Annotated in this window: 20 protein-coding genes and 1 pseudogene; 12 read left to right on the top strand and 9 right to left on the bottom strand. The window is 69.0% G+C overall.

Features of this window, described 5'->3' with window-relative positions:
- Positions 1 to 57: 57 nt before the first annotated feature.
- Positions 58 to 462, top strand: coding sequence for a Sec-independent protein translocase protein TatB (gene tatB, locus ACQR3U_RS07285; protein WP_064060624.1), 405 nt, complete (start codon positions 58 to 60; stop codon positions 460 to 462).
- A gap of 63 nt (positions 463 to 525) precedes the next feature.
- Here the strand turns inward: tatB and ACQR3U_RS07290 are convergent, their stop codons facing one another.
- The 5 genes from ACQR3U_RS07290 to ACQR3U_RS07310 all read right to left on the bottom strand — a co-directional run bounded on the left by ACQR3U_RS07290 (position 526) and on the right by ACQR3U_RS07310 (position 5673).
- The gene (locus ACQR3U_RS07290) at positions 526 to 1659 is read right to left on the bottom strand and encodes an Mrp/NBP35 family ATP-binding protein (protein WP_024103442.1); all 1134 of its coding nucleotides are present in this window, start codon (positions 1657 to 1659) and stop codon (positions 526 to 528) included.
- Between the two features lie 102 nt (positions 1660 to 1761).
- Positions 1762 to 2628, bottom strand: a complete 867-nt coding sequence (locus ACQR3U_RS07295; RefSeq protein ID WP_230810091.1) for a lytic transglycosylase domain-containing protein — start codon at positions 2626 to 2628, stop codon at positions 1762 to 1764.
- Between the two features lie 222 nt (positions 2629 to 2850).
- On the bottom strand, positions 2851 to 3780 hold the full coding sequence (locus ACQR3U_RS07300) for a hypothetical protein (RefSeq protein WP_230810092.1): 930 nt from the start codon (positions 3778 to 3780) through the stop codon (positions 2851 to 2853).
- A 104-nt stretch (positions 3781 to 3884) separates the two neighbouring features.
- A complete protein-coding gene (locus ACQR3U_RS07305) occupies positions 3885 to 4406 on the bottom strand; it encodes a DUF1003 domain-containing protein (RefSeq protein WP_006554296.1) in 522 nt (173 codons plus the stop codon).
- Entirely contained in the window at positions 4399 to 5673 is a 1275-nt protein-coding gene (locus ACQR3U_RS07310) for a magnesium transporter MgtE N-terminal domain-containing protein (RefSeq protein WP_006554297.1), read from the bottom strand. The genes ACQR3U_RS07305 and ACQR3U_RS07310 overlap by 8 nt, the downstream gene beginning before the upstream one ends.
- 58 nt (positions 5674 to 5731) lie before the next feature.
- Here ACQR3U_RS07310 and ACQR3U_RS07315 point away from each other — a divergent pair, with 58 nt between their 5' ends.
- From ACQR3U_RS07315 to ACQR3U_RS07325, 3 genes are all read left to right on the top strand, one after another.
- Positions 5732 to 6691: an HpcH/HpaI aldolase/citrate lyase family protein gene (locus ACQR3U_RS07315; RefSeq protein ID WP_006554298.1), complete on the top strand. Its 960-nt coding sequence runs from the start codon at positions 5732 to 5734 to the stop codon at positions 6689 to 6691.
- Positions 6692 to 6812: 121 nt separating this feature from the next.
- Positions 6813 to 7298, top strand: a complete 486-nt coding sequence (locus tag ACQR3U_RS07320; RefSeq protein WP_006554299.1) for a general stress protein — start codon at positions 6813 to 6815, stop codon at positions 7296 to 7298.
- 72 nt (positions 7299 to 7370) lie between these two features.
- Complete coding sequence (locus ACQR3U_RS07325; RefSeq protein ID WP_006554300.1) at positions 7371 to 8249, top strand: hypothetical protein; 879 nt, start codon at positions 7371 to 7373, stop codon at positions 8247 to 8249.
- 4 nt (positions 8250 to 8253) lie between these two features.
- Here ACQR3U_RS07325 and ACQR3U_RS07330 read toward each other — a convergent pair whose 3' ends face one another.
- Positions 8254 to 8694 carry a protein-tyrosine phosphatase family protein gene (locus ACQR3U_RS07330; protein WP_019288067.1) on the bottom strand — a complete coding sequence of 147 codons (441 nt, stop codon included), beginning with the start codon at positions 8692 to 8694 and terminating at the stop codon, positions 8254 to 8256.
- A gap of 87 nt (positions 8695 to 8781) precedes the next feature.
- Here ACQR3U_RS07330 and ACQR3U_RS07335 point away from each other — a divergent pair.
- From ACQR3U_RS07335 to ACQR3U_RS07355, 5 genes and pseudogenes are all read left to right on the top strand, one after another.
- Positions 8782 to 10010, top strand: a pseudogene (locus tag ACQR3U_RS07335) (GNAT family N-acetyltransferase).
- Between the two features lie 114 nt (positions 10011 to 10124).
- Complete coding sequence (locus ACQR3U_RS07340; RefSeq protein ID WP_064060620.1) at positions 10125 to 11483, top strand: ABC transporter substrate-binding protein; 1359 nt, start codon at positions 10125 to 10127, stop codon at positions 11481 to 11483.
- 65 nt (positions 11484 to 11548) lie between these two features.
- On the top strand, positions 11549 to 12430 hold the full coding sequence (locus ACQR3U_RS07345; RefSeq protein WP_112320150.1) for a carbohydrate ABC transporter permease: 882 nt from the start codon (positions 11549 to 11551) through the stop codon (positions 12428 to 12430).
- Positions 12430 to 13260 (top strand): carbohydrate ABC transporter permease, encoded by an 831-nt coding sequence (locus ACQR3U_RS07350; protein WP_006554305.1) that lies wholly within the window; start codon positions 12430 to 12432, stop codon positions 13258 to 13260. Before ACQR3U_RS07345 ends, ACQR3U_RS07350 begins: the two co-directional genes overlap by 1 nt.
- A 5-nt stretch (positions 13261 to 13265) precedes the next feature.
- Positions 13266 to 14432: an ABC transporter ATP-binding protein gene (locus ACQR3U_RS07355; RefSeq protein WP_024103451.1), complete on the top strand. Its 1167-nt coding sequence runs from the start codon at positions 13266 to 13268 to the stop codon at positions 14430 to 14432.
- A 56-nt stretch (positions 14433 to 14488) separates the two neighbouring features.
- Here ACQR3U_RS07355 and ACQR3U_RS07360 read toward each other — a convergent pair whose 3' ends face one another.
- A complete protein-coding gene (locus tag ACQR3U_RS07360) occupies positions 14489 to 15334 on the bottom strand; it encodes a chromosome partitioning protein ParB (RefSeq protein ID WP_230810093.1) in 846 nt (281 codons plus the stop codon).
- 74 nt (positions 15335 to 15408) lie between these two features.
- Here ACQR3U_RS07360 and ACQR3U_RS07365 point away from each other — a divergent pair, with 74 nt between their 5' ends.
- The gene (locus ACQR3U_RS07365; protein WP_024103453.1) at positions 15409 to 15999 is read left to right on the top strand and encodes a suppressor of fused domain protein; all 591 of its coding nucleotides are present in this window, start codon (positions 15409 to 15411) and stop codon (positions 15997 to 15999) included.
- A gap of 52 nt (positions 16000 to 16051) precedes the next feature.
- Here ACQR3U_RS07365 and ACQR3U_RS07370 read toward each other — a convergent pair whose 3' ends face one another.
- Both ACQR3U_RS07370 and ACQR3U_RS07375 read right to left on the bottom strand, forming a co-directional pair.
- Complete coding sequence (locus ACQR3U_RS07370; protein ID WP_230810094.1) at positions 16052 to 17860, bottom strand: hypothetical protein; 1809 nt, start codon at positions 17858 to 17860, stop codon at positions 16052 to 16054.
- The gene (locus ACQR3U_RS07375) at positions 17857 to 18912 is read right to left on the bottom strand and encodes a magnesium and cobalt transport protein CorA (protein ID WP_037215783.1); all 1056 of its coding nucleotides are present in this window, start codon (positions 18910 to 18912) and stop codon (positions 17857 to 17859) included. Before ACQR3U_RS07375 ends, ACQR3U_RS07370 begins: the two co-directional genes overlap by 4 nt.
- Before the next feature lie 132 nt (positions 18913 to 19044).
- Here ACQR3U_RS07375 and ACQR3U_RS07380 point away from each other — a divergent pair, with 132 nt between their 5' ends.
- Entirely contained in the window at positions 19045 to 19899 is an 855-nt protein-coding gene (locus ACQR3U_RS07380) for a PHP domain-containing protein (protein WP_006554311.1), read from the top strand.
- Positions 19896 to 20318: a hypothetical protein gene (locus ACQR3U_RS07385; RefSeq protein ID WP_006554312.1), complete on the top strand. Its 423-nt coding sequence runs from the start codon at positions 19896 to 19898 to the stop codon at positions 20316 to 20318. The genes ACQR3U_RS07380 and ACQR3U_RS07385 overlap by 4 nt, the downstream gene beginning before the upstream one ends.
- Positions 20319 to 20768: the final 450 nt, after the last annotated feature.

A 20768-nucleotide genomic window follows, 5' to 3' on the forward strand; every position in this document is an offset into this window, starting at 1 on the left:
TGATGTGACCTTCCACGTAGGTGCTGCGATCCGGACGAGACCACGTACCCTGGATGCGTGTTCGGCAACATCGGTTGGGGCGAGTTCCTGGTACTCATCGTGGCGGCCCTCGTGGTCCTCGGCCCGGAGCGCCTCCCCGGCGCCGTCTCGTGGGTGGCCAAGTCGCTGCGTCAGGTACGCGACTACGCCACGGGTGCGCGCGACCAGCTCGAGCAGGAACTCGGACCGGAGTTCGACGACCTGCGGCAACCGCTGTCCGAGCTGAACCAGCTGCGCGGCATGACACCGCGGGCCGTGATCACGAAGCATCTGCTCGACGGCGACGACTCGATCCTCACCGGCAATTTCGACAAGCCGTCCTCGGCGGCTCCGGGAACGCCCACCAACGGCGCGGCCCGGCCGAACCTGTCGAAGCCGCTCGCTCCGGACGAGAAGCCGCCGATCGATCCCGACGCCACCTGACAGCTTTCCTACGATCGAGCCCCCGCCGTGAAGCACGGCGGGGGCTCGATCGATATCGGGTTCTTACAGGTGACGCGTGGTGTCGATTCCCAGCGACATGCCGGCCAGTCCGCGCCTGCGCACGGCGAGCTTGTCGGAGATCTCCTCGAGCGCCACCGCGGGTGCCGAGTCGGGCGCCGCGAGGACGATCGGGGTACCGGAGTCGCCGGCCTCGCGCACTGCCGGGTCGAGCGGGATCTGGCCGAGCAGCGGCACCGTCGCGCCCACCGCGCGGGTGAGCCGCTCGGCGACGGCCTGACCGCCGCCGCTGCCGAAGACGTCCATTCGGGTGCCGTCGGGCAGTTCGAGCCACGACATGTTCTCCACCACGCCGGCGATGCGCTGACGCGTCTGCAGCGCGATGGAACCGGCGCGCTCGGCGACCTCGGCGGCTGCCTGCTGCGGCGTCGTCACGACGAGGATCTCGGCGTTGGGGATCAGCTGCGCGACGGAGATGGCGACGTCACCCGTGCCGGGCGGCAGGTCGAGGAGCAGGACGTCGAGGTCGCCCCAGAAGACGTCGGCGAGGAACTGCTGCAGCGCGCGGTGCAGCATCGGGCCACGCCACACCACCGGGGTGTTGCCCTCGGTGAACTGGGCGATGGAGATCGTCTTCACGTCGTGCGCGATCGGCGGCATGATCATCCGCTCGACCTGCGTGGGCTTGGCGGACGTGCCGAGCATGCGGGGGATCGAGTGACCGTAGATGTCGGCGTCGAGCACACCCACCGACAGTCCGCGCGCGGCCATCGCCGCGGCGAGATTGACGGTGACCGACGACTTGCCGACACCACCCTTGCCGGAGGCCACCGCGTAGACGCGCGTGAGCGAACCGGGCTGGGCGAACGGGATGACGGGCTCGGTGGAGTCGCCGCGCAGCGACTTGCGGAGCTCGGTGCGTTGCTCGTCGCTCATCACGTCGAGGGTCACCCGGACCTCGCCCACGCCGGCGACGTCGGCGACGGCCTTGGTGACGCGCTCCGAGATCTCGGTGCGCATGGGGCACCCGGCGGTGGTCAGATAGATCGCCACATCGACGCTGCTGTCGGCGCCGATCTCGATGCTCTTGACCATTCCGAGATCGGTGATGGGCTTGCGGATCTCCGGGTCCTGGACCCGTGCGAGCGCACTGCGGACGTCGGACTCACTGACTGCCATGACGCCCATGGTAGGCGGCACGCCGCTCGCGACCGGATACGGGTCGACGGTGACCCGACGACCGCCTTCGGTCCGGGGTGACCCGACGACCCTCTCCGGACCTCAGTGGATGCGGGGGAGATCCGCGGGGCTCGGGTCGATGCCGGTGGAGTAGGCCGTCGACCAGGCGAGCACGTTCGCCACGTAGGCCATCGAGTTGTTGTAGCGGTGGATCGCCTTCGTCGAGTGCGCGAGGTTGCGCATGTCGAGGCCACCGTCGCACAGGTACTTCGCGGTGGTGAGCGTCGAATCGTACAGGTTCTGGGGATCGGAGACTCCGTCGCCGTTGCCGTCGCCCGCGTACTGGTTCCACGTGGTGGGGATGAATTGCATCGGCCCGACCGCGCGGTCGTAGACGGTGTCGCCGTCGAGGGCGCCGCCGTCGGTGTCGTGGATGACGGCCTGGCCGGGCAGGCTGCCGTTGAGCGGCAGTCCGATGACGGGCTCGAGCAGGTTGCCCTTGGCGTCGGCATGACCACCGTTGGCGTGTCCGGACTCGACGCGGCCGATGCCGGCGAGGAGCGTCCAGTGCATGCCGCAGGCGGGATTCTCCTCGGCGAGGATGCGCTCGGCGTTGCGGTAGGCGGCGTAGTTGATGCCGGGGATGCCGAGGGGGCCCTCGTGGAGGACCTCGGGCTCGGGTTCCGGCTGGGGGGCGGCCTTGAAGGTGCGCACGGGTGCCGGTTCGGGCTCGAGCATGATCGTCTGCACGGCGGCGACCGCTTCGGGAATCGCGTTCGCGAGGTCGGTCGAGTCGGTCGACGACGCCGTCGGCTCGGTCTCGTGGTGAGCTGCACCCATCAGCGCTCGCGGCGACGCACCCGCGGTGGTCGCGGCTGCGGCGACCAGTCCGACCGGAACGAGTCCGGTCATCGCGATGACGGAATTTCGCCGAAGCTTCGAATCCGACGGTTTGGCGTGGCGGCCCAATGGATAACCCTCCCTCGGGTGCCTCGGAACGAGACACCTTCGTTACGTGCCGGGCCGAGGCTACAGCATTCGATGCCTTTCCGTTACTCAAACGTGATGTAACGGGGGTGTATGCGTACTGCTGTGGCCCGTCCGTGCTGGTCCGGTAGGTCGGGTGGGGTGAAAGAAGAAGATGACGACACGCGTGTCGCGAGTGGCGTCACCTCACGTGTGTGCCGGGAGTTATTCGCAGAAGGCGGGCACCAGGCAGGGGAGTTCGGGCAACTCCGGCATCGGCGGCGGAGCCGGGATGTTCTGTTCGGGTGCCTGCTGAGCCGGAGTGTCGGCGGGCGCTTGCTGGGCCGGCTGAGGTGTCGCCTCCGGAGCGGGCGCGGTGACCGCCGGAGCCGGAGCGGGGGCCGCGACATCCGCGGCGTTCGGAACGGGCCGCGCCGGGATCGGAGCGAGATCGGCGGGAGCCACCTCGGCGGCCTTCGAATACGCACCGGACCAGTGCCGGACGTTCGCCAGATAGTCCGGTGACGGATCGACCGACGCCACCGCCCGCGCCTCCCCGTCCGGCTCGCGCAGGTTTCCGCCCTCCGCGCACATCCGGGCACCGGCGGCCAGGGTCGCGTCGAAGATGTTCTGTGGATCGGCGGTGCCGTCCGCGTTGCCGTCGGCCGAGTACTGCTCCCACACCGCGGGGGCCAGGCGCATCGGCCCGAGCAGCCCCTCCGGGGTGACGACCGGCGCGGTCAGCGTGCCCAGGATGTCGGTGCGTCCCCCGTCCGCGTGTCCGGAGTTCAGGCGCCCGACGGCGGCGAGCAGATTCCACGGCAGGCCGCACTCGGGAGAGTCGATGGCCAGCTGCATCTCGGCCGCGCGATAGGCGTAGAAGACGAGTTCGGGGATCGCGAGCGGCCCGTCGCCGAGGGCCGCCGCACCCCCTGCCGCGGCCACGGCTTCGGGCGGAAGCTGGGTGAGCGGGTCGCTCGGGCTGCGCAGCGGTTGCGCGTCGCGCACCTCGCCGGGGAGCACGCCCACCGCCGGAGCGGCGCTCGGCTCGGTCTCGGCGGACGTCGTCTCCGCCACCACCGTCGCCGACGACGCTGTCGCCGCGAGTCCGGCAGCGACGATCACCGGCATCGCCAGCGCGACCTTCCACCGCACGCGATCACCCTCCTCCGATCGTCCGTCCGACTGATGTGACGAAGGTTACAGAAGGGTGTCGGGTTGTGTGCAACGGGGCGTGCCGGACAACAGGACGGGGTCCCTCAGTGACGGGGCCCGCGGGTGCGTGGAGTGCCGGCGTCGTCCTCGTTCTCGTCGTCGATCAGCAGGGCGCGCAGATCGTCGAGTTCGCGACGCAGATAGTCGCGGGTCGCGACCTCACCCACCGCGAGTCGCAGAGCCGCGAGTTCGCGTGCCAGGAACTCGGTGTCGGCCTTGGTCTGCTCGGCGCGGGCGCGATCCTCCTCGAGAGATACGCGGTCGCGGTTCTCCTGCCGGTTCTGCGCCAGCAGGATCAACGGCGCCGCATAGGCGGCCTGCGTCGAGAAGGCCAGGTTGAGAAGGATGAAGGGATAGGGATCCCACTGCAGTCCGACCGCGGCGATGTTGAGGGCGATCCACACGATGACGACGATCGTCTGGATGGCGAGATAACGGCCCGTTCCGAGGAACCGGGCGATCGACTCGCTGACCCGGCCCACCGCCTCGGCGTCGAAGTTGAAGCGGAACCTCGACGCCTGTGGGGTCTCGAGGCGCGAGCGGCCCTGCGTGCTGCGGTCACTCATCCTCGATGTCCTCCTCGCGCCAGTCCTCCGGCAGCAGATGGTCGAGCACGTCGTCGACGCTCACCGCGCCGAGCAGGTGCCCCTCGTCGTCCACCACCGGACCGCAGACCAGGTTGTACGTCGCGAAGTACCGGGTGACGGTGGTCAGGGCGTCGTCGGGGGCCAGGCGCGGCAGGTCGTCGTCGACGACCCCTCCCACCAGGCTCGCAGGCGGTTCCCGGAGCAATCGTTGCAGATGGACACAGCCGAGGTACTTGCCGGTGGGTGTCGCGGTGGGCGGCCGCACGACGAAGACCATCGACGCCAGGGCCGGACTCAGATCCGGATTACGGGCGCGGGCGAGCGCTTCGGCCACCGTGGTCGCCGGCGTCAGCACGACCGGCTCGGGGGTCATCAGACCGCCGGCGGTGTCGGGGGAGTGCTCGAGCAGGCGGCGCACCGGCTCGGAGTCCTCGGGGTCCATGCGTTGCAGGAACGACTCGGCGTCCGTTGCGGGCAGCTCACCGAGGAGGTCGGCGACGTCGTCGGGATCCATCGCCTCGAGCACCGCGACCGCCCGGTCGAGGCCGAGCTGGGTGAGCAGGTCGGTCTGGTCGTCGGAGGGTAGCTCCTGCACGATGTCGGCGAGGCGTTCGTCGTCGAGCGCCGCGGCGACCTCGGTGCGTCTCTTGATCGGTAGGTCGCGCAGGGCGTTCGCGACGTCCGGCGGGCGCATGTCCTCGAACTGCAGGAGCAACTGCGCGACACCCTGCCCGGGCATCGACAGTGCCTGCTGGGTGAGTCCGTGCACGTGCGGCCATTCCACGATGTGGATGGGGGAGCGGCGCGCGAGCCGGCCGCGATGGCGACGCACCGCCACGCGGGCGACGACCCAGTCGCGGGTGCGCATGAGCTCGAGCCCCAGATCCACCACGACGGCGTCGACACCCATCAGGTCCGGCAGCTCCGGGTCGTCGACGCGCACACGCGAATCGAGGACCTGACCGAGGGCGAGCACCTCCGAGGGTCGCTGCGTGAACCGGCGCAGACTGACGTTGCCGGTGACGAGGGTGACCGCGCCGGGTTCGATCGCGGTCACGCGCAGCATCGGGACGAAGATCCGCTTGCGGGTGGGCAGTTCGACGACGAGCCCCAGCGCACGAGGCGGCTGACGTCCCACTCGTATGGTCAGCACGACATCGCGGACGCGGCCGATGGACTCGCCGTCGGGGCCGAGAACGACCAGTCCGGCCAGCCGCGCGACGAAGACCTTGCTCACTGCTGCCATGATTGCCAGGCTAGAGCGTGCCCACGCTGTTCCCGGAACTCGGAGGTCTGGTCAGGTCATGTCGTTTTCGTTCAGGCCCCGAAGATCGGTACTCGCGGTTCCCGGCAGCAGCCGGAAGATGATCGACAAGGCCAAGGGCCTTCCCGCCGACGAGATCTTCCTCGATCTCGAGGACGCGGTGTCGCCGCTGGCCAAGGAGCAGGCCCGCAGCACCATCGTCGAAGCTCTGAACGAGGACGGCTGGGGCGACCAGATCAAGGTCGTGCGCGTCAACGACTGGACCACGGACGCGACCTATCTCGACGTCGCGACGGTCGTCGGTGGTGCCGGCGCGAATCTCGACGCGATCCTGCTGCCGAAGGTGCCCGACGCGAGCCACGTGAAGGCGCTCGACCTGCTCCTCACGCAGGTCGAGAAGGCCCACGGTCTCGAGGCGGGACGGATCGGTATCGAACCGCAGATCGAGAACGCCATCGGGTTGACGAACATCAACGAGATCGCGACGGCGAGCCCGCGCGTGCAGACACTCGTGTTCGGTCCGGCAGACTTCATGGCGAGCATCAACATGCGCACCCTCGTCGTCGGTGAGCAGCCCGAGGGTTACGACGTCGGCGACGCCTACCACCACATCCTCATGACGATCCTCATGGCCGCGCGTGCGCACGGGCTGCAGGCCATCGACGGTCCCTACCTCCAGATCCGCGACGTCGACGCCTTCCGCCGGTCGGCGCAGCGCACCGCCGCCCTGGGCTTCGACGGCAAGTGGGTGCTGCACCCGAGCCAGATCGACGCGGCCAACGAGGTCTTCAGCCCCCGGCAGGAGGACTACGACAAGGCCGAGATGATCCTCGACGCCTACGAGTGGCACACCTCGGCCGAGGGCGGCGCCCGCGGTGCCGCGATGCTCGGTGACGAGATGATCGACGAGGCGAGCCGGAAGATGGCCCTCGTGATCTCCGCGAAGGGCCGGGCCGCGGGGTTGCAGCGCACCCAGAAGTTCGAGCCGCCGGCCTCCTGACGGGAACGACCAGGGAAAAGAACATATCGGGCGAACCATCGCGGCGTGCCGGTCCCTGTCGAGGCAGAATGGAGACCGGCGCCGCGACCGTCGGCGTGCATCGCGAAGGAGCCGAAACGACATGACGAATCCCCTCGGACCCGGTCGCCAGGTACCCGGTCTGCCGACACCTCCCACGGGCTGGCCCGTCGGTTCGTACCCGACCTATGCCGAGGCGCAACGGGCGGTCGACCACCTGGCCGATCAGAACTTCTCCGTCGAGGACGTCACCATCGTCGGTGTCGATCTCATGCAGGTCGAACGGGTCACCGGTCGGCTCACGTGGCCGAAGGTGATCGGCGGCGGCATCGTCTCGGGCGCATGGCTCGGCGTGTTCTTCGGTCTCCTGCTCGGCATCTTCTCCACCGACTTCCTCGGCCCGCTGCTCGTCGGCCTCGTCGGCGGCATCATCTTCGGCCTCATCTCGGCGAGCATCCCGTACGCCGCGACCCGCGGTCAGCGCGACTTCTCGTCCACCATGCAGCTCGTCGCCGGCCGCTACGACGTGCTGTGCCAGCCGCCCACCGCCGAGAAGGCGCGCGACATCCTCGCCAAGCTCGCCATCTGATCGTCTCGCGGTCGCGCGTTCGCCGAGAACGGCACTCGTCGTGATCGGCCTCGCGCCACTACTGTCGATCCCATGCCCGACCTCGATTCGGTGGCCGATGCCCTCTACGGCCTCGACCCAGGAGACTTCGTGGCGGCCCGCTCCGAATTCGCGGCGCAGGCACGCGAAGCGGGCGACCGCGAGCTGACGGCGGCCATCGGCAGACTGCGCAAACCGACGGTCGCGGCCTGGATGGTCAACCTGCTCGCCCGCGAACGGGCCGACGAACTCGCGGCGTTGCTCGACATCGGATCCGCCCTGCGCACCGCGCAACGACGACTGTCCGGCAGCGAGATGCGGAAACTGTCGGAGCAGCGTCGCCGGGTGGTCGCCGCGCTCGAGCGCGACGCGGGTCGGCTCGCCGCCGACCGCGGCCGCACCGTCTCGGAGAGCGCACTGCGAGAGGTGGGGCGCACCCTCAACGCCGCGTTGTCGGATCCCGACATCGGGGAGCAGGTCCGGCAGGGCCGGCTCGACGCGATCGTCGAGTCCGACGGTTTCGGCGACCTGTCGGCCATGCCGCTCACCGTCGTCCGCGGAGGGTCGGAGGAGGACGACGAGGACGACCGGACGGCAGCGGGCAAGTCTGCACGCAAGAGCAAGGGCGAGCGCGAACCCACGGAGCGTGAGAAGGCGGACCAGGCGGCTCGCGAGGCGGAGATCGACGAGGCCGCTGCCGCTCTCGACTCGGCGCACAACGCGGCCGAGGAAGCGCGCGAAGCCGCGTCGGCGGCAGAGCAGGAGCTGGCCCGTCACGAGGAGGAGGTCGCCGAGCTGCGGGCGAAGCTCGAACACGCAGAGCAGCAACGCACCTTCGCGCGCCGCGCCGCCGCCGAGGCGAAGAAGCGGGTGGTCGCCGCCGAACGTGCCGTCTCGGCCGCCGAGGTCGACCTCGCCCGGACGAAGAACTGAGCTGTCAGGAATGCGCCTTCGCGTGCGCGACGAATTTGCGCTGCCAGGGCGTCTCGACCGCGCGCGGATGGTAGTGCCGCCGAACGAAGTCGACCGCCTCCTCCGGGGAGAGCCCGTCGAGGACGGCGAGGCACGCCAGTGCGGTGCCGGTGCGGCCGCGTCCACGCCCGCACGCGATCTCCACCCGCTGTCTTCCCGCGCGGATCCACGCCTCGTACAGGATGGCGAGAGCGTCCTCCGGGTCGCGTGGCGTGCGGAAGTCGGGCCAGTGGATCCACCGCGACTCCCATTCGAACGGTGCTGCCGGGGGGCGGCCGAGGAGATACACCCCGAAGTCGGGAAACGGCTCGCCGAACACCGGTCTGCGCATCCCGCGTCCCCGCACGAGTCGGCCGGAGGGCAGCTGCAGCACCCCGGTGTCTGCTGGATCCCACTCGCGTCGCACGCTGGAAACCTACCCGCCCGGAGCCGGTGTACCGAACGTCACGGCCGTTCACCCGCGGTGCAAGTTCGCGGTCGATAGTGTCGTTCCATGGGCGAGCGAACGGAACCGGAGATCAGAGTTCTGGAGTCGGAAGCCGAACTGCGGGAGGCGTCCGCGCTGTTCCGCACGGCGATGGTGGGTCTGCCCTCGTGGCCCGAGGTTCCCGACGGGGCGGTGAGCCGCTACCTCGAGGCCGGCCGCACGTGGGGTGCTTTCCTCGACGGCATGCTCGTTGGGACAGTCGACGCCACGAGCGGAAATCTCACCCTGCCCGGCGGCGCCCGGGTGCCGCACGCGGCGGTCACCCACATCGGTGTGCTGCCCACCCACACGCGTCGCGGCGTGATCTCCGGACTCGTGCACCGGCAGTTGAGCGACGCGCGCGACCGCGGTGAGATCCTCGCGACGCTGCGTGCCTCCGAAGCGACCATCTACGGCCGGTTCGGCTACGGCGTCGCCTCGACTTCGGTGTCCGTCGACGTCGACGTGCGTGGTGCGCACTGCGTCCCGACGTGCCCGAGTCCGGAGCGGTGCGTCTGCTGACCTATCCGGAGGCGTGGGCCGTGCTGGCGCAGATCCATTCCCGTCATCTGCCGCCGCGCCCCGGCATGATCGATCGGTCGGAGTACTGGTGGAACTCGCGCCGGTGGCGGGCCGACTCGCTCACCGATCCGATGTACGTGGCGGTGCACGGCGAACCGGGACAGGAGGACGGTTTCGTCCGGTACCACCCCGTCGACACGCAGGGGTGGTTCACCAGTCACAACCGCACCGTCGTGGTCGACGACTTCTTCGCCCCCTCGCCCGCGGCGTACGCCGGCCTGATCCGGTTCCTGCTCGACCTCGACCTGGTCGACACCTTGCGGTTCGCGGCACTTCCGCAGGACGACCAACTCCCGCTCATGCTCGGCGACGCGCGTGCCGTGCACTTCCGCTCGGTCTCGGACGAGACGTGGTTGCGCATCCTCGACCTCGATCGGGCGCTGTCGGCGCGGAGTTACCGAGGCTTCGGCTCGGTGACCGTGGAGGTGACCGATCCGGTGCTGACCGACAACGCCGGTGTCTTCGAGATCTCCGCCGACGGCGTGGCGCGCACCGCGGGACCGGCCGACCTGACGATCGACATCGCCGACCTCGGTGCGCTCCTGCTCGGCCGGCAGGGCTGGCACCGGATGGTCGACGCGGGGCGCGCCCGGGTGCACCGGCCCGAGGCCGTCGACACCGCTGACCTGCTGTTCTCCTGGCCCCAGGCACCCTTCTCGGGGACCTCCTTCTGACCTCGTCGTCGTGCCGATTCCGTTCCGGATGTACGCCCTGCTCGTTTTGCTACGGCTGGCCGGTACGGGCGTTATCGTCGGATCACGAGGTCCCCGATGCGAGCGGAGTCGCGCATGAGACGGTCGGGCAAGAGTCGGCGGACGAGCCGAGCGGTCACAGCTTCCGCGGCTGCTGTGCTCCTGGCGTCGGGGCTGGCCGCGTGCGGCAGCGACGACGAGGGTGTCGTCCTGTCCTTCTACACGGCCGCCGACGGTGCCGAGCAGTACGCGCAGGCCGCGGAGGTGTGCACCGCGGAGGCGGGCGGCCGATATCGCGTGCAGCAGAGGACACTTCCGAAGAACGCCGACGACCAGCGACTGCAGTTGGCGCGGCGGCTGACGGGTAACGACCCGGGGCTCGACCTCATGACCCTCGACGTCGTGTGGACGGCCGAGTTCGCCGAGGCCGGGTGGGCGCTGCCGCTGCCCGACGATGTTGCAGCTGCGGTCTCCGAGGGCACCCTCGAAGGTCCCCTCGAATCGGCGACCTGGCAGGACCGGCTGTACGCCGCACCGCTCAACACCAACACCCAGTTGCTCTGGTACCGAAAGGATCTCATGCCGGACGGGCAACCTCCGGAGACCTGGGACGAGATGATCGAGATTGCGAGCGGCCTCGCCGAGGAGGGCCGGCCGTCGTGGATCGGTGTGCAGGGCCGGCAGTACGAGGGGCTGATGGTGTGGTTCAACACCTTGCTCTCGAGCGCCGGAGGCTCGGTGGTGGGGGAGGACGGTGTCACCGTCACCCTCACCGACAACGACGCGGCGGTGACCGCGCTCGACATCATGAAGCGCGTTGCGACCGCGCCCGGCGCCGATCCCTCCCTGAACCAGGCCGACGAGGCGGCCGTCCGTCTCGGTATGGAGAGCGGGCGCACCGCGTTCCAGGTCAACTGGCCGTTCGTCCTGCCGGGCATCATGGAGAACGAGGGGGCCCTGCCCTTCATCGACGAGAACGGCAATGTCACCTCGGAGAACACCGGCAACACGGTCCTCACCGTCGACGGTGAGCAGAATTTCCTTCCCGCGCCGTACCCCTCGGTGACCCCCGGCGAGCCCGCCCAGGTCACCATCGGCGGGTTCAACATCGCCGTCGCCCGCACGAGTACCCACCCGGATCTCGCGTTCGAAGCGATGCAGTGCCTGCGCAACGAGGAGAACCAGCGCAACAACGCCATCGGTGGCGGCGTGCCGCCGACGCTCGCGGCGCTGTACGACGACCCCGATTTCCAGGAGGCCTATCCGGCCTGGCGTGAGGTCCGCGCCGGTCTCGAGAACGCCGCGGTGCGTCCCGCTTCACCGGCCTACCAGAGCATTTCGACACTGGTGACGGCCACCCTCAACCCGGTCGACCAGATCGATCCGCCCCGCACCGTCGAGGAACTCGCCGAGCAGGTGCGCAAGGCGGTCAATTCGGAAGGACTGATCCCGTGACCGCCGTCGAATCGACACCGACCGACGAGACCCCGAAGGAACCGTCGACGAAGACGAAAGCAGCGCTGTCCGAGGGGAAGAAGGCCGAACGGCGACTCGGTCTGCTGCTCGTCGCACCCGCCGCGATCGTGATGCTCGCCGTCACGGCCTATCCGGTGGGATACGCCGTCTGGCTCAGTCTGCAGCGTTACGATCTGCGCTTCCCCGACGAACGGCGCTTCGTCGGACTGTCGAACTATATCGCGGTGCTCAGCGACGGATTCTGGTGGCAGGCCTTCATGGTCACCTCGCTCGTCACCCTGGTCTCCGTCGCGATCGAGTTCGTGCTCGGCCTCGCGATCGCACTCGTCATGCACCGCACCATCGTCGGCAAGGGCATCGTGCGCACGGTGGTGCTGATCCCGTACGGCATCGTCACCGTCGCCGCCGCCTACAGCTGGTACTACGCGTGGACCCCGGGCACGGGCTATCTCGCGAACCTGCTGCCCGACGGCAGCGCCCCGCTCACCGACCAGATCCCGTCCCTGGCGATCATCGTGCTCGCCGAGGTGTGGAAGACCACGCCGTTCATGGCACTGCTGCTCCTCGCCGGCCTCGCACTCGTCCCCGACGATCTGCTCAAGGCGGCGCAGGTCGACGGCGCCGGAGCGTGGACACGTCTGGTGCGGATCATCGTGCCGCTGATGAAACCGGCGATCCTCGTCGCCCTGCTCTTCCGCACGCTCGACGCCTTCCGCATCTTCGACAACATCTATGTCCTCACCCGCGGTGCCAACGGCACCGGATCGGTGTCGATCCTCGGTTACGACAATCTGTTCCGGGCCTTCAACCTCGGCATCGGGTCGGCGATCAGCGTCCTGATCTTCCTGTGCGTCGCGATCATCGCGTTCGTGTTCATCAAGTTGTTCGGTGCATCCGCGCCCGGCTCGGACGAAGGGGGCCGATGATGGCCGAGACCAGGAAACGGACCCTGTCGTGGTCGGCGGTGAACCTGATCGTCCTGCTCTACGCACTCGTCCCGGTGCTGTGGATCGCGAGCCTGTCGTTCAAGCCGCCCGGCACCATCCAGGACGGCCGGTTCATCCCGCAGCAGTGGACGCTCGACAACTACCGCGGCATCTTCCGCACCGACGCGTTCACGAGCGCGCTGATCAACTCCATCGGCATCGGCCTGATCGCCACGGTCATCGCGGTGATCCTCGGGACGATGGCCGCCTACGCGATCGCCCGGCTCGACTTCCCCGGTAAGAAGATTCTGGTGGGCGTGGCGCTGCTCATCGCGATGTTCCCCCAGATCTCCCTCGTCAGCCCGCTGTTCGAGATCATGCGTGGCCTCGGACTGTTCGACACGTGGGCGGCGCTGATCCTGCCGTACATCACCTTCTCGCTACCGCTCGCGATCTACACCCTGTCGGCCTTCTTCAAGGAGATCCCGTGGGAACTCGAGAAGGCCGCGAAGATGGACGGCGCGACACCGGGTCAGGCGTTCCGGAAGGTCGTGGCCCCACTCGCCGCTCCCGGCATCATCACGGCGGCGATCCTGGTGTTCATCTTCTGCTGGAACGACCTGCTGTTCGCGATCTCGCTGACCTCCACCGAGCGGTCCATCACCGCACCCGCCGCGATCGCGAACTTCACGGGTGCATCGCAGTTCGAGGAACCGACCGGCTCGATCGCGGCGGCGGCCGTCGTCATCACGATCCCGATCATCGTGTTCGTCCTGATCTTCCAACGTCGAATCGTCGCCGGACTGACCTCCGGCGCAGTGAAGGGATAACTATCGTGGCCGAGATCGTGCTCGACAAGGTGACGAAGGAGTATCCGGACGGAGCGAAGGCCGTCAGCGACGTGGATCTCGAGATCGCCGACGGCGAGTTCATCATTCTCGTCGGCCCGTCCGGGTGCGGAAAATCCACGACGCTCAACATGATCGCCGGTCTCGAGGACATCTCCGACGGCGAGCTGCGCATCGCGGGTGAGCGTGTCAACGAGCGGGCACCGAAGGACCGCGACATCGCGATGGTCTTCCAGTCCTACGCGCTGTACCCGCACATGTCGGTGCGCGACAACATCGCGTTCCCGCTCACCCTCGCGAAGGTGTCCAAGGACGAGATCGCCCGCAAGGTCGACGAGGCGGCCCGGATCCTCGATCTCACACAGCATCTCGACCGCAAGCCCGCCAACCTGTCGGGCGGTCAGCGGCAACGCGTGGCCATGGGTCGTGCGATCGTGCGCAGCCCCAAGGCGTTCCTCATGGACGAGCCGCTGTCGAATCTCGACGCGAAGCTGCGCGTGCAGATGCGCACCGAGATCGCGCGCCTGCAGAAGCGTCTCGGGACCACGACGGTGTACGTCACGCACGACCAGACCGAGGCGATGACGCTCGGCGACCGCGTCGTCGTGATGCGCGGTGGGATCGTGCAGCAGGTCGGGGCGCCGCAGGAGTTGTACGACCATCCGCGGAACCTGTTCGTCGCCGGCTTCATCGGATCGCCGTCGATGAACTTCGTTCCGGGGCAGATCGAGAACGGTTCGATCCGCACCTCGTTCGGCGAGTTCCGGTTGCCCGACGAGCGGTGGGAGACCGTGCGTCGCAACAATCCGTCGCGCGAGGTGGTCGTCGGTATCCGTCCGGAGCACTTCGAGGACACCGACCTGCTCGACCCGACCCAACGGGAGACGGGCGTGACCTTCTCCGCCGAGGTCGACGTGCTCGAGTCGATGGGCTCCGACAAGTTCGCGTACTTCACGGCCGAGGGGCCGGGCGTGCACTCGAAGGACCTCGACGAACTCGCCGCCGACGCCGGTGCCGACATGTCGGCCGAATCGCTGGTCGCGCGATTGTCGGTGGAATCGCAGGCCACCAAGGGCGGGACCGTGCAGTTGTGGTTCGACAGGGCGAAGATCGCCTTGTTCGATCAGGAGACCGGCGCGAACGTCACCCTCTGACAAACCGGCTTCGGTGGATCCGACCCCGGAAAACGGGTCCGGATCCACCGAAGCCGTCAGCGGGGTGCGCGGCTACGGAGCTCGTCGACGATCTCTTCGCTCCACACGTGCCGCCGCACGAGCCGGTACCGCTCGCTCGCGATCCACAGATACACCTCGGCGTCGGTGCGTGAGCGCAACATCCCCGCTTCGCGGGCCATCGCGACGACGGGGACGAATTCCTCCTCGTACCAGCGACGCGCGACCTCCTCGCGGGTGAGGTACTCGCCGAGATCCTGCATGAGCCGGAAACCCCACGCCTCGACGGCCTCGGCCAGTTCGGCGTATCCCCACGGGTCGGACACGCGGATCGCGTCCTGCTCGGCGCCGTGCAGGGGAACGCGGCCGAGGAACATCCGGAAGTGGTCCTTGCGCACGAGATCGGGACGGGCGGTGATTCCCTCCGCGGGCACCTTCGTGGTGATCTCGGTGACGTAGGCGTCGATGGTGCGGTCGCCCTGCGCGTAGGCGATGGACACACGGTGGTGCCCGTCCTGCACGAAATGCATCGGTCCCACCCGGTACACGGAGATCGGGGGCATGGCCTCGCCGCGCCGCCGCGCGGCCGCGATGCGTTCCCACCTGGCGCGCAGGCGTGCCGAGGTGGGGCGGAAACGGCGGTCGAAGTCGTCGGCGCGGTCGACGCTGCCGACGATCGAGGCGACTTCGATGATCTGCAACCCGAGTCGCCGTTCACCGAGGCGTCCGAGGGCTGCGACGACGTCGTCGAAGGGCAGCACCGTGTTGACGTCGGCCGGTTCGCGGCGCAGCCATGCGATCAGCCGGGCGTACTCGGCGCGCCGGCGTTGCCGGGCGAAATCGTCGCCGGCATCGGAGACCGGAAAACCGGTGTCGCGAGCCACGCTTCGACGGTACCGCGCGGTGCACAGGTCCGGGTGTGAACCGCATGTGCGGGGACGGGGACTACATTGCAGGGGTGACCGACGCAGTTCTCGCCACCGTCCGCAGCCACCTCACCGAGCATCTGACCGTGCCGGGGGATCCGGAGCCGGAATCGGCGTCGGTGACCTTCCTCGGTCTCGAACCGATCGAGGTCCTCCGCTTCCGTGGTGCAGAGCTCCTGCGGTACGCCACTCTGGGGTGCTCACGGCATCCGATGGGCGATCCGACCGACATGGTGGCCGACCCGACGCGCGGGCCGCGGGCCGAACTGGTCCTCAGCCTGCGCGACAACGAGGGCGTCACCGCCGGTGTCCACCGCACCCTCGCGGTGCTCGCTGCGCTGCCCGCCGTGGAGGGCGTGGTCCTCACCGACGACGCCCTGCTCGATCTCGGGGAGCCGCTGTGGCCGGGCGCTCCGTTCACCGCGGTGTTGCTCGAGACGGCCGACGTGCCGTCGCTGGAACTGCCCGAGCCCTCCGATCCGGTCCACTTCTTCGAGGCCCGCCCGATCACCGGTACCGAGGCGGCCTGGAAGCGGCTGAAGGGAACCGAGGCGCTGCGCGAGGCGTGGGAGGAAGCGGGCATCGACCTGAGCGACCCGCGCCGGGCGCAAGCACGTCTGTGACCGTCCCGGTTCTCACGGACCGCGCGCTCGGACGCGCCACGCTGGCCCGCCGTCACCCCCGCGGCACGACCACTCCGAGCGATCCGGCACCGAGGCACACGGTCGTGCCGGGGGTGGACGAGCGCGCCTGCAACGCCGACCCGTCCCCGGAGACGCGGACGTACACCGTCCCGAGTCCTTCGGTGACGGGGACCGGAACGGATGCGCGGCCGGGGAAGCCGAGGTCGATCGTGCCGTCGGCGGAGGCCCGGTAGTTCACCTGCACGGTCCACTCCCAGTCGCCCGCGGGGGAATCGAGCGGCACGGCCGTGACGGCGTCGGTGGTGACGCGATGGCCACAGTCGGGCTCGGGGCCGGGCGGGACGAGGCGCAGCGGCAGCAGGTCGGCAGGAGTGCGGTGACCGAGATCGTCGAGGACCCACAGGTCGGTCGCGTGGTCGCGGATGTCGGACCGGACGGGCAGCGCGGAGAAGACGGACCCCACCAGGTTGTGCGGGTAGGTGACGGGCAGCAGGATCCATACCGACACCGGGTGATCGAGCACGGGCTCGTCGGGCCGGGCCGTGAGCGCCGCCTTCGCCGCCCCGAGATAATCGCCCGTCGGATTGTCCGACCAGCTGCGCGCGAACGTCGCGGTCGACCACAGGGAGCCGACGGTGAACACGGCCGCGCAGGTCCAGGCGGCCGCACGCACGGCACGAGGACGGGACGTCGTGCCTCGTCGCGGGGCGCGCAGGATCAGCGCCACGGCGATCGCGACGACCACGGCGGAGTCGGCGAAGTAGCGCAGAGTGCGCGCGAGTTCGTAGGTGGTCTCCGGACCGAAGCGGGTGCTGATCATCGCCGCGAGCGAGGCCAGGATGTAGGCGATCACAGCGAACCACACGGGCCCGGTCCGCCGTCGCCGGCGCACCGTCCACGCTGCGGCGCCCGCGACAGCGAGCCACGCGACCACGACGAGCACGAGCGGGGGATCGGCCCAGGGCGGGCTCGGATTCCACCGCTCCCATTCCCAGGGACCCCCGAGCAGCGACGGCAACAGCCCGTAGGAGATGCCGTGATGGGTCAACCCGGCCACCATCGACCACGGCGGGATCCCGAACCGGGATTCGACGATCGTCGAGTAACAGACCGCCCACACGACCAGCACGGCCGCCGAGCCGAGCCACAACGGCCGGGCCTGCGCCCACGTGCTGCGGATCGGCCGAACGAGTCCGTCGACGTGGTGTGCGAGGGCGACCGTCGCGAACGCGGCGAACGGAACGAGGACCGACTTCTCGAAGAACACCAGCGCCACAGCGGTGACGACGAGGGCGCTCACGATATGACGGCGCCGGCCGGTCCTGCTGTACTGCAGCGCATCTCCCGCCACCCAGGCCAGTGCGGCCTGCAGCGGCAACGCGTTGAGCGCGGCCGACCACCACGCGAAGGCCGGAAGCGTCAGCGGCGTGAGGAGATAGAACAGCAACGGTCCCCACAGAGCGCGTCGCGGGCCGAGCAGCAACCAGAGCACCCGCAGCACCGCCAGCGAGGCGAGCAACTGACCGATCACGAGCGAGGCCGCCGCCGGCCACCATTCCAGCGGCGCGATCGCCGTGGCGATCCCCGCCACGAGGAAGGCGGCGGGCATCAGGTGACCGTCGTGGTCGTACCGCAGGAAGGCGTCGGACAGCAGCGGATACGACCCCGCGCGCCCGACGAGGATCAGGTCGTCCCAGTAGAACTCGCCGGTCGCGGCCACCACGGTCCGGAGGATCGTCTGCAGCAGGATCAGCGCGAGGGCGACGGCGAGCACGTGGCGCCGAGGAGATCGCGCAGCCTGCGCAGCGCGTGTCGAGGGGCGGTCGAGTTCGGTGGTCACAACCAGTTGTTGCGCCTGAAGGTGACGAACAGTCCCACGGTGATCGCGACGATCGCGGAGAGCACGACGTAATAGCCGTATTGCCAATGCAGTTCGGGCATGCGATCGAAGTTCATGCCGTAGATCCCGGCGATCATCGTCGGCACGGCGGCGATCGCGACCCACGCGGAGATCTTGCGCATGTCGGTGTTCTGCTGCACGGTGACCTTCGCGATCGCCGCGTCGAGCAGCGTGCCGAGCGTCTCGTCGAAGGCCGCGATGCGGTCGGACACCGTGGTGTGGTGGTCGGCGACGTCGCGGAAGTAGCGCCGGACGTCCTTCGGGATCGGGTTGCCCGGCGCCCGGATGAGTTGCTGCAGTGGTTCGGCGAGCGGCACGACGGCGCGGCGCAACTGCACGATCTCGCGCTTGAGCATGTAGATCTGGTCGACCGCGATCCGCGTGTCGGGGGTGAACACGAGTTCCTCGATGTCGTCGACGTCGGGTTGCACGGCCGTGGTGACGGCGAGATAGGAGTCGACCACGTGGTCGGCGATCGCGTGGAGCACGGCCGCCGGACCGCGGGACAGATGATCGGGGTCGCGTTCGAGGCGCTTGCGCACGTGCGAGAGCTCGGAGTGGTCGCCGTGCCGCACGCTCACGATGAAGTCGGGGCCGGTGAACAACATGATCTCGCCGGTCTCGACGATGTCCTTGGTGGTCGTCACCGACTCGTGCTCGATGTAACTGACGGTGCGCAGCACCAGGAACAGCACGTCGTCGTAGCGCTCGAGCTTCGGGCGCTGGTGGGCGTGGACGGCGTCCTCGACCATCAGCTCGTGGAGTCCGAAGGTGTGCGAGACGTTCGTCATCTGCTTCTCGTCGGGGTGGTGCAGCCCGAGCCACACGAATCCCGTACCGCGCCGACGTACCTCTGCCACCGCCTCGGTGTGGCTGTAGCGGCCGGGCAGGCGGTGCCCGTCGACGTAGACCGCGCAGTCGACCACCGCTTGCTCGGTGGGGACCGGGGGAGTGGGGCCGCGACGGGTGGCACGAGAAGGCTGGTGCGGCATGTTGTCCTTCCTCACGGCATGCCGCTGGGACGCGGCCCGGTCGCAGGCCCGCGGCGGGGCGGTCGCCCGTCGACGGGGACCGGGCGGGGCAGCTCCAATCATGCTAGCCCGCCGACCTGACAGACTGGTGGCGTGCGTATCGATCTCCACACCCACTCGTCCGCATCGGACGGCACCGACCGTCCCGCGGAACTGGTCCGTGCCGCTGCCCGGGCGGGTCTCGACGTCGTGGCCCTGACCGACCACGACACGACCGCGGGATGGGACGAGGCCGCAGCAGCCCTGCCGACGGGCCTGCGTCTCGTCCGGGGAATGGAGATGTCCTGCACGGGACGCGGGGAGGACGGCGCCCCGGTCGCCGTGCACCTGCTGGCCTATCTGTTCGACCCGCACGATCCGGTCTTCGTCGCCGAACTCGAGCGGCTCCGTGGCGAACGGGTGTCGCGGATCCGGGCGATGGGTGTGCGGATGGCGGACGACGGTCTGCCGATCGACATCGACGCAGTGCTCGCCGAGGCGGGCCCCGCCGCGGGCCGGCCCCATCTGGCGCGGGCGCTCGTCGCCGCCGGTGTGGTGCCCACGGTGGCCGACGCCTTCACCGAGCTGCTGTCGCCGCGCGGCCGTTACTACGTACCGAAGGCTGATACCCCGCTCGCCGACGCCGTGAAGATGGTGACGGCCGCGGGCGGTGTGCCGGTGGTGGCGCACGCCCGGGCACGTGCGCGTGGGCGGCTCCTCGCCCTCGACCACATCGAGGAACTCGCCGAACTCGGACTCGGCGGTGTCGAGGCCGATCATCCCGATCACGACGAGCAGGATGTGCGGACGATGCGCGATCTCGCGCGGTCGCTCGGGGTCGTCGTCACGGGATCGTCCGACTATCACGGCGACAACAAGACCATCAGGCTCGGCAGCTTCACCACGGCTCCGGCGGCGTACGAGGCGTTGCTCGACTGCGCGACCGGTGTGGAGGTGCTCGAGGGATGAGGCGACGGGGTGCGCGGTATCCGGACGAGGAGTACGGGTCGCCGAACGACGAAAACTACTACGACAGTGAGTACTACAACGAACCGTATTACCCGGACGAGGGGTACTACGCCGATCCGTACGAACCCGCATCGCGCCGCGCGAGTCTGCCCGTCCGCGCCCTCCGCGCTCTCTCCGGTGTGGTGTGCGGGGCGGTGCTGGTCCTGACGTTCGTGGTGTGCGGGGCCCAGTACCTCGCCGGCGACCGCGGTTTCCCCGGCCCGGGCGCCACCTCGGTCGCCGCGCACGTCGTCGCCGCGCTCGTGGCCGTGATCGCCCAGGTGACGGCGGATCGACGCTCGGGTGGCACAGCACTCCTGTCGAGCCTTGTGGTGATCTTCACTGCATCGATTCTGATGATCACTCAGTGGTGGGGATGACGGCCCCGAGTGCCATCTCGGCTACCCGTCGGTAGCCATCGTGTAACTGCGGAAATTCATCGCGGTGCGCCCGCGGCGCGGTGTTCACGGCACGTAAACTCACAGGTGAGGCGACAAAACCGTGAGACCTTCGCAATCGATGCCGATTTGATTGTTCGTCTGCGAAGGTGGCAAACTTGCGGCAATCCGAAAGCCGGAATACCCCGGAATCGGACGAAGGATGGCAGACCCACCCAGGGCTAGATCACCCAGGGCTCGATGCCAGGGCCACCCGCCCCGGCTCCATCACGTTCCGGAAGCCGTACAGCGTTGTACAGCGGCAGTCGTGATCGCGCCCGGAAGCTTCAATCCAATGTCCTTGGCGAAGCGCTGCAACTCGATGCATGCACGTGTGTGAGATGCATCGAACTGCGGTGTTTTCGCAGCAACCGAGTCCAGAGGTCGACTCGG

The organism is Rhodococcus sp. IEGM1339, from assembly GCF_050321925.1.
GTDB lineage: Bacteria > Actinomycetota > Actinomycetes > Mycobacteriales > Mycobacteriaceae > Rhodococcus > Rhodococcus pyridinivorans.